The organism is Intestinimonas sp. MSJ-38 (assembly GCF_018917925.1).
Classification (GTDB): domain Bacteria; phylum Bacillota; class Clostridia; order Oscillospirales; family Butyricicoccaceae; genus Pseudobutyricicoccus.
The window spans coordinates 1-11,241 of sequence record NZ_JAHLPO010000040.1; the positions used below are offsets into that span (position 1 = coordinate 1).

The 11,241-nt window shown below is 50.8% G+C and carries 13 protein-coding genes and 4 pseudogenes; 6 read left to right on the forward strand and 11 right to left on the reverse strand.

Features of this window, described 5'->3' with window-relative positions:
* Positions 1-161: 161 nt before the first annotated feature.
* Positions 162-1,457 (reverse strand): amidohydrolase, encoded by a 1,296-nt coding sequence (locus KQI26_RS14410; protein WP_216504956.1) that lies wholly within the window; start codon positions 1,455-1,457, stop codon positions 162-164.
* Positions 1,458-1,613: 156 nt separating this feature from the next.
* On the opposite strand from KQI26_RS14410, the gene KQI26_RS14415 reads away from it, so the two are divergent.
* The 3 genes from KQI26_RS14415 (at position 1,614) to KQI26_RS14425 (ending at position 3,754) form a co-directional block, all read left to right on the forward strand.
* Positions 1,614-2,342 (forward strand): radical SAM protein, encoded by a 729-nt coding sequence (locus tag KQI26_RS14415; protein WP_253292883.1) that lies wholly within the window; start codon positions 1,614-1,616, stop codon positions 2,340-2,342.
* Complete coding sequence (locus tag KQI26_RS14420) at positions 2,332-3,036, forward strand: queuosine precursor transporter (protein WP_216504957.1); 705 nt, start codon at positions 2,332-2,334, stop codon at positions 3,034-3,036. Before KQI26_RS14415 ends, KQI26_RS14420 begins: the two co-directional genes overlap by 11 nt.
* Positions 3,037-3,172: 136 nt before the next feature.
* Positions 3,173-3,754, forward strand: coding sequence for a hypothetical protein (locus KQI26_RS14425; RefSeq protein ID WP_216504958.1), 582 nt, complete (start codon positions 3,173-3,175; stop codon positions 3,752-3,754).
* Between the two features lie 88 nt (positions 3,755-3,842).
* Here KQI26_RS14425 and KQI26_RS14430 read toward each other — a convergent pair.
* Positions 3,843-4,730, reverse strand: a pseudogene (locus KQI26_RS14430) (carbon-nitrogen hydrolase family protein).
* Between the two features lie 386 nt (positions 4,731-5,116).
* Between KQI26_RS14430 and KQI26_RS14435 the strand changes: the two are divergent.
* Complete coding sequence (locus KQI26_RS14435) at positions 5,117-5,398, forward strand: PadR family transcriptional regulator (RefSeq protein ID WP_253292884.1); 282 nt, start codon at positions 5,117-5,119, stop codon at positions 5,396-5,398.
* A 261-nt stretch (positions 5,399-5,659) separates the two neighbouring features.
* Here the strand turns inward: KQI26_RS14435 and KQI26_RS14440 are convergent.
* From KQI26_RS14440 to KQI26_RS14450, 3 genes and pseudogenes are all read right to left on the reverse strand, one after another.
* A pseudogene (locus KQI26_RS14440) lies at positions 5,660-5,968 on the reverse strand (relaxase/mobilization nuclease domain-containing protein); the annotation flags it as partial.
* 95 nt (positions 5,969-6,063) lie between these two features.
* A complete protein-coding gene (locus tag KQI26_RS14445; protein ID WP_216504959.1) occupies positions 6,064-7,101 on the reverse strand; it encodes a YhcG family protein in 1,038 nt (345 codons plus the stop codon).
* Positions 7,102-7,202: 101 nt separating this feature from the next.
* Positions 7,203-7,475 carry a CD1845 family protein gene (locus KQI26_RS14450; protein WP_216504960.1) on the reverse strand — a complete coding sequence of 91 codons (273 nt, stop codon included), beginning with the start codon at positions 7,473-7,475 and terminating at the stop codon, positions 7,203-7,205.
* Between KQI26_RS14450 and KQI26_RS14455 the strand changes: the two are divergent.
* Both KQI26_RS14455 and KQI26_RS15550 read left to right on the forward strand, forming a co-directional pair.
* Positions 7,447-7,542: pseudogene (locus KQI26_RS14455) on the forward strand (transposase); the annotation flags it as partial. The gene KQI26_RS14450 and the pseudogene KQI26_RS14455 overlap by 29 nt on opposite strands.
* A 151-nt stretch (positions 7,543-7,693) precedes the next feature.
* On the forward strand, positions 7,694-7,822 hold the full coding sequence (locus tag KQI26_RS15550) for a hypothetical protein (protein WP_256447894.1): 129 nt from the start codon (positions 7,694-7,696) through the stop codon (positions 7,820-7,822).
* 55 nt (positions 7,823-7,877) lie between these two features.
* Here KQI26_RS15550 and KQI26_RS14460 read toward each other — a convergent pair whose 3' ends face one another.
* The 6 genes and pseudogenes from KQI26_RS14460 to KQI26_RS14475 all read right to left on the reverse strand — a co-directional run bounded on the left by KQI26_RS14460 (position 7,878) and on the right by KQI26_RS14475 (position 11,064).
* Entirely contained in the window at positions 7,878-8,096 is a 219-nt protein-coding gene (locus KQI26_RS14460) for a transposon-transfer assisting family protein (protein WP_216504961.1), read from the reverse strand.
* Entirely contained in the window at positions 8,086-8,625 is a 540-nt protein-coding gene (locus KQI26_RS14465) for a DUF3849 domain-containing protein (protein ID WP_371744206.1), read from the reverse strand. The genes KQI26_RS14460 and KQI26_RS14465 overlap by 11 nt, the downstream gene beginning before the upstream one ends.
* A 12-nt stretch (positions 8,626-8,637) precedes the next feature.
* Positions 8,638-8,814: pseudogene (locus tag KQI26_RS15555) on the reverse strand (DUF3846 domain-containing protein); the annotation flags it as partial.
* A 15-nt stretch (positions 8,815-8,829) separates the two neighbouring features.
* Complete coding sequence (locus tag KQI26_RS15430; protein WP_253292885.1) at positions 8,830-8,919, reverse strand: DUF3846 domain-containing protein; 90 nt, start codon at positions 8,917-8,919, stop codon at positions 8,830-8,832.
* 72 nt (positions 8,920-8,991) lie between these two features.
* Complete coding sequence (locus KQI26_RS14470; protein ID WP_216504962.1) at positions 8,992-10,035, reverse strand: ArdC family protein; 1,044 nt, start codon at positions 10,033-10,035, stop codon at positions 8,992-8,994.
* A gap of 54 nt (positions 10,036-10,089) precedes the next feature.
* A complete protein-coding gene (locus KQI26_RS14475; protein WP_216504963.1) occupies positions 10,090-11,064 on the reverse strand; it encodes a hypothetical protein in 975 nt (324 codons plus the stop codon).
* Between the last annotated feature and the right edge of the window lie 177 nt (positions 11,065-11,241).

Here is an 11,241-nt window from a genome sequence, read left to right on the forward strand (position 1 = left end):
CTAACTTTTCTTCTTTGCTTCGCATCGTGTATTTACCAGCCATATTGCCACCTCCATGTCTATAATAGCATAAAAATAATGGTAGGCACTTTTGTGTCTACCATTATTTTATCACTTCAGATCTTTCATCGGCGGGCTTTTCTTATGTTCAACGAGTCAAATCAGACATCCAGATGGCCCCATGTGCGGAGATATTCTTCCTTGGTCATGGGAGCTTTGAAGTTCTTCTTCACAGACAGGCCCTTTTCGGCACCGTTGGCCAGCAGGTCGATGGCCGAGCACAGCAGCATCTTGGTGGCCTTGATGTAAGCGGAATCCTTGTCCCGGATCTCATAATGGGAGCTGTGGGCAATGCCTTCTGCTCCGCCGATGGTGCAGTGAACCACAGGGATCAGATGAGCCACATCGTTGGCTTCGGTGGTATAACCCACACCGGGCACCACATTTTCCTTGCCATAGATCAAAGCCAGGTTGTCTTCCACAACGGCCTTCATCTCCGGGCACTCATAGGGGGTCATATAGCCGGGGATGTCCATGATCTCCACTTCGGCCCCTACGGCGTCAGCACCGGCCTTCAAAGCACGGTTGACCTTCAAGCTGGCATCCTCGATGGCCTCCATGTTGTTGGCCCGGCAGAATGTTTCGATGCGCACATCGGCCGGCACCACATTCACCAGGTCGCCGCCCTTGGTGATGATGGGATGGACGCGCACATTGTCCTCGTCCCGGAAGGTCTCACGCTGGGCGTCGATGGCCATCAGGCCGATCTTGGCCGCCTGGAGAGCATTGACCCCATCCCAGGGAGCGCCGCCGGCATGAGCCTCTTTGCCTTTATAATAAACCAGCTTTGCCACATAGCCCATACCCACCGGGCCGCCAGCAGCCACTTTGTCACTGCCGTCGGTGTGCTGCATGAGCATCATATCGATATCATCGAATACACCCAGCTTGATGAATTCCTGTTTGCCGCCGATAAAGGACAGCTTGCCCTCTTTCATCAGGCCATGGCGGTATTCCAGCTCCACCCCTTCTTCGGCCGGCACGCCCATCAGAACGATGTCGCCGTCCAGTTCGCTCATAATACCGCTTTCCTTCAGCGCCATAGCAGCACCCATGATGGTGGCGATCTGCACATGATGGCCGCAGGAGTGGGCGGCACCTGTCACAGGGTCGGCGCACCGATGGCCCGGCGCCACGATGGCATCCAGCTCACCCATCAGAGCCAGACGAACTTTGGAAGAACGACCCTTCATGGGAGCGATGACGCCGGTGATGGCTACTCCATCCTGGTGTTCGATGCCCAGCTCATCCAGCATTTTCTGTACTTTCTCTGCGGTTTTGAATTCCTTGAATCCCAGCTCCGGCTCTGCAAAGACCGATTCTCCAAAAGCGATGATTTTATCGGCATTTTTGTCCACAGCCTCACAGGCCCGGCGCTTCAGTTCTGCAATGTCCATCTTCGTCCAACCTTTCCTTTTCCGGCGGCCATGCGCCTTTCTGCTGTTTTTATTATATCGTCCTTTCTTCCCCTTTGCAACGCGCAAATGAGAATTGACCGTAGCAAATCACTTTGCTATAATACTAAACAGCAAGAAAGGATGGATTTTTTACCAATGAACGAGATGGAACGCTATTCGATCATCACCGAAAAGAATCCCCGGGAGATCGTGCTTCTCCGGGGCGCAGGCTGTGCCTGGAGGCGCTGCCGCTTCTGTGATTATCATCTGGACTGTTCGCCGGATCAAAAGGCCAATTTCGCCCTCAACCGTCGGGTGCTGGCCCGGGTCACCGGTGAGTATCACCGGCTGGAAGTGATCAATTCCGGCAGCTTTGTGGATCTGGATGAGGAAACCATGGAAAACATCGTGGATCTGTGCCTGGAGCGGCACATCCATACCCTGCATTTTGAGTGCCACTGGATGCACCGCAGCCAGATCCCCCCGCTGAAATCCCACCTGGCCATGTTGGGCATTGCCCTGAAGATCAAAATCGGTGTGGAGACTTTTGATCCCCTGTTTCGGGAGTGCTATCTGTGCAAGGGAATCGACTGCGATGCCTCTCCCTTGGATATCTCCCGCTTTTTTGATGAAGTCTGCCTTCTGCAAGGCCTTCCCGGTCAAACGGCCGCTTCCATGCGGCGGGACATCGAAACCGGCCTTTCCTATTTTGAGCGGGTGTGCGTCAACATCATGGAGGAAAACTCCACCCCCATCAAACCCGACCCGGGCGTGATTGAAATTTTTCAAAAAGATGTGATGCCCCTGTTCATCCACAATCCCCGGGTGGATATTTTGCTTCACAATACTGATTTTGGTGTGGGAGGAATACAAAATGAGAAATGAGTTACTGATTCTTTTAAGCCTTGTGGTGCTGTACGGCAGCGTCCTTCTGTGGATGAAGTTGTTCGGCAAACAAGGGCTCTATGGCTGGACGGTCATCGCCACCATCGCGGCCAACATCGAAGTTCTGATTCTGGTGGATGCCTTCGGCATGGAACAGACCCTGGGCAATGTGCTCTTTGCTTCTACTTTCCTGGTCACTGACATTCTCAGCGAATCCTATGGCAAAAAGGCGGCCCAACGGGCGGTGAACATCGGTATCCTCACCTCTTTCAGCTTTATCGTCATTTCCCAAAGCTGGATGCTCTATGTACCGTCTCCTAATGACTTTATCTCTCCCAGCATTGAAGCGGTGTTCCAGAACACCCCCCGGATGATGCTGGTCAGCCTTGTGGTCTATGCCATCACCCAGCGGTTTGATGTGTGGCTCTATCACGCCTGGTGGGACTTCACCAACAAACGCTGGGGCGATCCCCATCGGTTCCTCTGGCTGCGAAACAACGGTTCCACCCTGGTATCCCAGCTGCTCAACACTCTGCTATTCACTTTGGGCGCTTTCTGGGGCACCTACAATTTCTCCACCATGATCTCCATCATGCTGTCCAGCTATGTGATCTTTATCTTCACCAGCCTGGCCGATACCCCCGCCGTCTACCTGGCCCGGCGCATGGTGGAAAAGAAGCAAGTCAACGAATAAGCATCAAAAAAGAGCCGCAAACTGCGGCTCTTTTTTATTCTGCATTTTATCGTCTTGCCAAAAATCCCCTGGTGTGATAGCATGACCAAAGCAGGAACAGAATGGATATTTTCAAAAGAGAGGATAGGATGCGTCGATGAAAAAGAATGCACATTTGGCCCGAGGTCTATTGTGGCTCATGGCCTTTTCCCTGGCAGCCGGATTGATGGGCTGTACACTGGAAGAAGAGGGAGAAGAAAAGCAGCCAGCCGTCTCTGTCACAGAGGAAGAAAAGTCCTCCTCTACGGAAAAGAGCCTGGAAAAAGAAGAAACAAAAACAGATGAACAAGAAGAAAAGGAAGCACCAGAGGACAAAGAGCAGGAAGATCCTCTTTTGAAGAAGGATACCTCTCAGCCTTCCTCCTCTCCCATTTCAAGCGACGATGACGAAGAAGCTGCATCCGCATCGAAAACGGAAAATATGGCCCCGGCCGAACCTCAGCAAAGCCCGGCTCGGACTCCCTCTGAAACGCCGGCCCAGGAATCCGCCCCGGCTCCCGACAATGCCGCATCGGCTCCCGCGCCTCAAAACCAGGGAAACACCAATCTGGTGTGGATTCCCGCCAGCGGCTCAAAGTATCACAGCAAACCTGGATGCAGCAACATGAAAAATCCCACACAGGTGACCCAGGATGAAGCCGTCGCCATGGGGTATGATGCCTGCAAGAGATGCCACTAATGAAACTTCTTCCCCGATCGAACGGCAAACAATATCACAGGAAAGGCAAAAAGCCGCGGCTAAGCCACGGCTTTTTTCTTTTTTCTCCTTATCCTTCCCGCACCTGGAGCGACAGCACATCGGGCCGGGCATAATGGCCGCACACATCGTGCTCCATTTTGCTTGCGGCCGCCTGCTGCATATCCAGCTGGGCGTAAATGATTTCTTCCCGATCCCATACTGTATCGGAGATCACATGGCCATAGGGGTCCACCACGCAGCTGCCGCCGCGACAGGCGATATCCGGCAGCCGGCTGATCTCTTCTTCCCCGCTTTAGGTCTTGGGATAGTCTGCCTTTGTAAAGTACATATCGCAGTTGATGAAGAAGCAGTGGCCTTCGATGGCGATATGACGGATGGTATCCTGCCATTCCGGGTTGTCATTGGTGTTGGGAGAAATATAGATGGTGATCCCTTTTTGGTAAAGGGCCATCCGGGCCAGAGGCATGTAGCTTTCCCAGCAGATCAGATTGCCCATGGGCCCCCAAGGGGTGTCCATCACCGGGAAAAAGTCCTTGCTACCGTCTCCCCAGACCACTCGCTCGCTACCGGTAGGCTTGAGCTTGCGGTAATTGAGGGCCTCTCCCTGGGGAGAAATCATCATATTGGAGTTATACAGCGTGGCCGTCACTTCGTCCCGCTCGGAATAGCCGATGCTTACATAGACGCCCAACCGCTTGGCACAGTCGATGAGCTGCTGCATTTCCGTGCCCTTGGCCAGAATGGAATTATCGTAATAAACTTTCCAATCTTCCCTTCCAGCCTGGTTCCGGCTCCCCACAGTGAACCCATAGGTCATGCCATAGAGGTAGCCCGGAATAAACAATTCAGGGAATACGATGAGCTGCGCCCCATTCGCAGCGCATTCCTCCATCAGCTTGAGCACTTTTTCCACGCATTTTTCTTTTGGGAACACCACCGGGGTGGCCTGTACCACCGCCCAAACCAAAAGGCAAACCGAATATGATATTTTCGCCCCAGGACAGAGACGTAGAAAAATCCCTGGAACCTTACGATTCCAGGGATTTTTCTATTCACTTGGTCCGAGTGAGAGGAGTCGAACCTCCGGCCTCTTGAACCCCATGCAATATTCATTGATTTTTCTTATTTTCCCCCAAATTGTTCAACCCTTGAAACCATTGGGGCCGTGTGGTTTGAGGATTTTAACAGGTACTGTAGCAGATTAAAAACAAAAGCGAAAAAGTGTGAGTTGGATGGATCTATTGCTTACCTATTACCTACCATTTTTAAATCAACATTACTCTTTCGGCTTGACCTTTTTTCACTATCATTTTAAGATAAAGCAACAAAGGAGATGGACACTTGATTTCATCACAAATGCTGAAAGGTACGCTGGAGGGCTGTGTCCTGACCATCATCAGCCAAAAGAAAACCTATGGATATGAAATATCCGATCAACTCATGGCCTACGGTTTTGGAAAAATCGAAAACAACACGATTTACCCATTATTAAACCGCTTAGAAAAAAAGAAACTAATCATTGCCACTTACCAGATCTCCAATCTAGGGCCCAGACGAAAATATTATGCACTGACGCCCCAAGGGGGAGCAGGCCCTGGCCAATTTTCTCAGAAGCTATTATGAGCTTACTGACGCTGTCCAATCACTTCTTTTATCATCGAACGAGGGACAGTTTTACTGACAGAACCAGTGCTTTCTTCATCAAAAAGACCGGCAGGAGGACAATATTGTCCTCCTGCCGGTCTTTTTAATAACCACTGTCAAGGCCGTGATACACCTAACATAAATGATCTGCTCTTAAAGTGGCAGGGCACTTTTCAAATAAGATTATATGTTCCAACATAGTCAATGTCAACTCTAGCACCGATAATGTACAATAACGGACCGTTTGGCAAATTTCACGCCCAGCCGGTTGGCTTCCTCTGGGGCAATTTCTCCCGGCTTGAAGGACTGGCGGACCTGATAGGCGATCACATCATCTGCGCCCCGGACCCGCCCGGTGGCGGCGATGTACTGGCGCTTTGCCAGCAGAAACTCGGCATCGGCGGTGCGGCTGTCGCAGGCGTAGCCGGTGATAAGCCTGCCGCCGTCCGTCTTGTCTGGGCTGGCCACATAGTCGATAATATCGCTGATGGCCCTGCTCTCGGTGCGGCCTTTGCCGATATGCAGCGGGATGATACGGGTGGTTGCCATAGATGGGCCTCCTTTCTTTCGACTGATGGACATAGAAAAAGCAGGAGACCGATTTTTTCGGTTTCCTGCTGAATCCCGCCGCTCATCGAGGCGATTTATTCTTTTGTATCGTTCTTCTCATGCCAGTCTTTCAAGACAGCTTCTACTTGAGCGATCAGCTGCTCCTTGTCCGGCATATAGAGGACATAGCGAGATGCGAAGATGTTGTTAGACAGCCCGCCCAGGGCATATTCCGCAGCAATACTGTCCTTTTCGGTGCAGAGGATGATGCCGATTGGCGCATTATCGTCCGGGTCATTCACTTCTGCCGCATAGTAGTTCAGGTACATATTGAGTTGACCGGCGGCCTCCGGTGTGAGCTTTTTGGTTTTTAGCTCGATCAGCACATAAGCCCGTAAAATTTTGTTATAGAACACCATATCTACATAGTAGTGGGTGTTGTTCAGCGTGACCCGTTGCTGGGTGCCGACGAACATAAAACCATGTCCAAGTTCCAAAAGAAACTTTTCGATCTGTGCGACCAGGGCTTTCTCCAGGTCACTTTCCAGCATGGGCTTATTTTCCGGCACACCGAGAAATTCAAACACATAGGGATCACGAATGATGTCAGCGGGCTGGTTGATCTCAATTCCCCGCTGGGCAAGGGAAAGGACTTTCTCCTTGTTAGCATCGCCGCTGGACAGCAGCAGCCGTTCATAGAGAGAGCTGTCGACCTGCCGTTTCAACTCCCGGACCGACCAGCTGGAATTGATGGACTCCTGCTCATAAAAGCTGCGCTTGTTTTCATCGGAAATGCTCAACAGCTCACAGTAGTGGGACCAGGACAATTTGCCAGACGGCGTCTGGCATTTTTCATAGGTCAGATAAAATGACCGCATATTTTGGAGATTGGACCGGGAAAAGCCTTTGCCAAACTCCTGTGTCAGTTCTCTGGAAAGCTCTTTCAGCGTCTGCCGTCCGTATTCTGCGCGGATCTGATTTCGCTGCTCGTATTCCACGATGATACGGCCAATGTTCCAATAAGTGGTCAACAGTTGGGTGTTGACCTGCTGTGCCACCGTTTTTCTTGCGTTTTCCAATAGCTCCCGGATTTCCAAAACCATTGGATCGTTCTGCGTGATTGGATGATCCATATACACATCTCCACCTAACCTGCCGCACCGAGCGGAGAGGATTTTTTGTTTTCAGTATATCCTATTTTTGCGGGAATGTAAAATACCGCAAAGGCACATTTTTATCCGTACACCTTATCCTGGATGGTGAATTTCAGATCCTGCACCTTACCCAGCAGCCAGATCGCCGCCAGCGGCAGACCATAGGGACTGAGCAGGAACGCGATGACCAGGGCGATCACACCGTTGTGCCGGGGGCCAACGATCAGCAGTACCACGCCCAGGAACGCGATGACCGAGCTGAGCAGCCCCAGCACCAGCCCAGAAACATAGACCAGCCCCACGCAGAGCCATATTGCAACAGTCAAGGGAACCTCCTTTGAGACTGCCATCATTGAGCGGTATCGCCGCCGGGAGAGCAGTGTGGAAGAGACTCTCATTGAGATGTACCTGGCCAGCGTATGATCCCAGCCCTTTTATCAAATATATTCTGTCAGTGATTCTAGCCGCTTACCGAGATTTTGATGAGCGCATGGTATTGGTGGATGGGAAACAATCCGCCCTGGAAATCGTGCGACAGGTTGTGGAGAGAAAATTGGGGAAATTCACCAAAATGGATCTGATCGAACTGTGTCCCACTCTTGGCAAAACCTCTGTGGAAAGCTCCATCAAAAAATTGGTGGAGGAAGGCGTATTGATCAAACATGGGAGCGGACGCGCCACCTTCTACACACGAGCCTGATACAAGCGCAAAAAGACCGGCAGGGGGACAATATTGTCCTCCTGCCGGTCTTCGTTTACTCTCCTGCTACGCTCCAATCCCAAGTATCAAAATCCTCATCAGAAATCTCCGCCAGCTTTACCATGGCCTGCTTGGCCACCTGCTGCACAATGGGATCACAAAGTCGATTTCTCATGCGCTCCAGCTCCAGGATGGTCTCCAAACGAGACGGCATCCGATAAATGCCGATCAGGTTGGTCTCTTCCACAGTAAACTGCAACATTTTAGCGTTCATAGCTCGGCTTCCTCTCTTTCTTCTCTGCTGTTTTTTCATGCTTTTTCTTTTTCGGTATGCTTTCCCGAACTCCTTTGAGGAAAGAATCCATCAGGCCAGGATTCACATCATCCAGGCTCAGATAAGCATTACGATTGCCATTGGGAATGGACATGGTCTGGGCCCAGGCTTTACTTTCTGGCGAAATTCTTCCATCCCAACTCTTGCGCTGCACTGTATTGGCCAGGATATACTGCACTCGATCTTCACGGAACTTCCCCAACACTTCCTTGACAGCTTCATCAACACGCAGCCGACTTCCATCATAATGGCGGCTGATCGCCTGCTGGATTGCTTTCTTACATTTTTCATTGGCCCGATAGGAAAGATTGTATTCCCGGATCTCACCGTGCTCCATAGCGTAGTCTGCGGTATGCCGATACACCGGCGGCTCTTCACTTCTCTCATCCCCCATGGGAGATACCAGGATCTTGCTGTTCGTTATCCGAAATTGCTCAGGTGTCTGAAAATACTGCATAAAATGTTCCATCTGTTCCGGAGTCAGAGAAATGAAATCCTCTTCTCCCAATCCGGCTACCAAGAAAGTTCCGGCCACCACATCGTAAATCTGTCCCTCTTCGTCCCGCAAGGCCCGGTTCAGATCCTTGCCGGACAGCTTCCCCTCTTCATCACAGATCAGAACTACTGGCTCACGGAAAGGATAGACAGGCTGGATATGTCCCCCTACCTCACGCTAAAGGGATTTCAGATCACCACCGATCTCTTTGGCATAGGGCTTCTTTTGCGGCTCTACAACGAGCACAGCGAGTGTTTTGTTTTCCATGTCCTTTTCTCCTACTGCTGATCGTTTTTTCTGGCGGCTCTGAGAGCCGTTTAAGGGCATATGCTTTGTAGATCACCGTATCGCTTCATAGCTCTTCCGCTTTTTTTCAGCTTCGGGAACGATTTTACGCCGCTTTCTTTTGGCCAATGCTTGGGGTACGCATGGATATCGCTCTTCATCTTTTTCCATACCCAATTTTTCTTTTTCAGGCCGGCGTTCTCTTTGGTGCTGGATAGCGTCAATGATCTCGGCAGAAGCTGTGCGGATGGTATCCAGGGAGCTTTTCAGTTCGCTCAATTCTTTCCCTGTGCTCCAGGATGCCACATAGCTGAAAGAATAATCCGATGTATCCAGGCCCAGGTGCTGGCATACCACATAGGCCACCCCTTCTGCTTGCACTTCTCTGGTATGCTGATCCGGACGCTGCGCCTTTTCTTCCGGCGTAGCATCTTTGTCTATGGCGTGGAGTTTGCTATGGGCAATCTCGTGCACCATGGTTTTGATCGTTTGCAGCTGGCTCATGTCGGCCTGAACGGCAATGCGCTGTTCACCCAGGCTATAATATCCTTTGCTGCCGCCGGAGATCTCTTCGAAGCCGATAGGCACCGGTGAGATCTCTTTCAGCGCCTTCAGCAATGTGTCGTATTCCGATACCTGGCCCTGGAGATCTTCCACTCCAATGGTGGGCAGTTCCTTCCCTTCCGTCTGGCTGATATCAAACACCGCTGCCGGACGAAAACTCACCTGTGTGGTCTCCACCACTTCTTTCAGCGGCCTTCCATCCTGATCCAGCAAAGACCGCCCTGTCAGATCATCCTTTTTCTCTTGCTCTTTTTTTACTTTGTAAGGACAAGGGGCCAGGATAAAAATCCCCTTTTCCCCTTTTTTCACATGACGCTGGAAGTTTTTCTGCCAGGATGCATACCCGGCCACCAGGGAAGCGTCCGGGCGCCGCATGAAAATGAGGATGCTGTTATTCACAGAATAATGATGAAACCGGGACATGGTGCGCAGATACCGCTCAAACTCTCCGCTTTCGAAGATCTTCCGTACACCGTCCTCCAGCTGCTGGGTGATCTCCCCCATCCGATCGGGGGCATCTTTTTTTGCTTTCATATCTGCTCCTTTCCTAAAAAGCATAAGGGCCTGCTATAAAGCAGACCCTTGCTGTTACCGCTCCAGATCTTTCTTTCGTTCTTTCTGGTGTTTCACCTCTTTTCTTTTCCTTTGATTTTCCATATCCGTTAATGTTTTTCCCGCCAAGGAACCTTCTTCTGCGATAGCTTGAGCCGCAGCTTCCTCATTGGAAAAGGTTTTCCACTTTCCAGCCACCAGAGCAGAAATGGGATACTGCTCCAGATCTTCCTCCTCTCCCACAAACGCATTGTCCCGTTCCTTGAGCTGCTCATGGGCCTTCTCATCTGGATAATAGCCATAAATGCTCAGATATTTTTTATCTACCAAGTCATAGACTGCCGCACCCTCGTAGGCAAAGCCATCCGGCTCCATGGAGCCGGCCACATACTTCTGTGCGACTTCCTTCGCTTCTTCCAGCGTGGGATAGTCCAGTTTTTCATCAAAACCATTCTCAAAATGGTGATAAACAACAACCTCATACCGGGATGCCTGTTCCCGCTGCGCAGCCAGCACAGGAGCATCCTCCACACGGAATCCCATCGGTGGAGGGTCAAGCTCCATCAAAAACTCCTGTGACATCGTGTGTCCCTGCTTGTCCCGGTAGAAAACAACGGTAAAGGGTGCACCGTAGAAGGTTTCCTCTTTAATATCCCGGACAAATCGCTCTGCATCCGTATATTCCACAGTTTCCACTGGCATTCCATCTGTTCCAAGATATTCGATACAGCCCACAGGTCGGGAAACAGAAAAAGCAGAGGATGCTTCCGCATTCTCTGCTTCATCAATTTTCTGTATTTGTTCTTTCTCGGAAGGGAACAGGCTTAGTTGTTGATCAGCTCCGCCATCAAGATTTCTTCTGCCTGAGCTGTGCATTTGATCACAAGGCGGAGATTTATGTGCCTGGATAACAGTGGAACGAGGCTTCGCCCAATCCTTTCCGTTTTCTGAAAGCCGTTCCATCATACGCCGAACAATCCCCCTATACTTTTTCACTTTTATTTCCTTCAAATTGATCCTCCTTTCCCAGCAAAGAAAAAGTGGGAAATCTCAAAGGATTTCCCACTTTTTAGTTCCCCTGACCAGATCAGGGGCGCTTCTTGCCCCCTGATCTTTATAGAAAGGGGGGCTGACAATGGTTACATATTCTGATCTGATTCAGACAGGTATTTTAGTCGTTGCCATTAT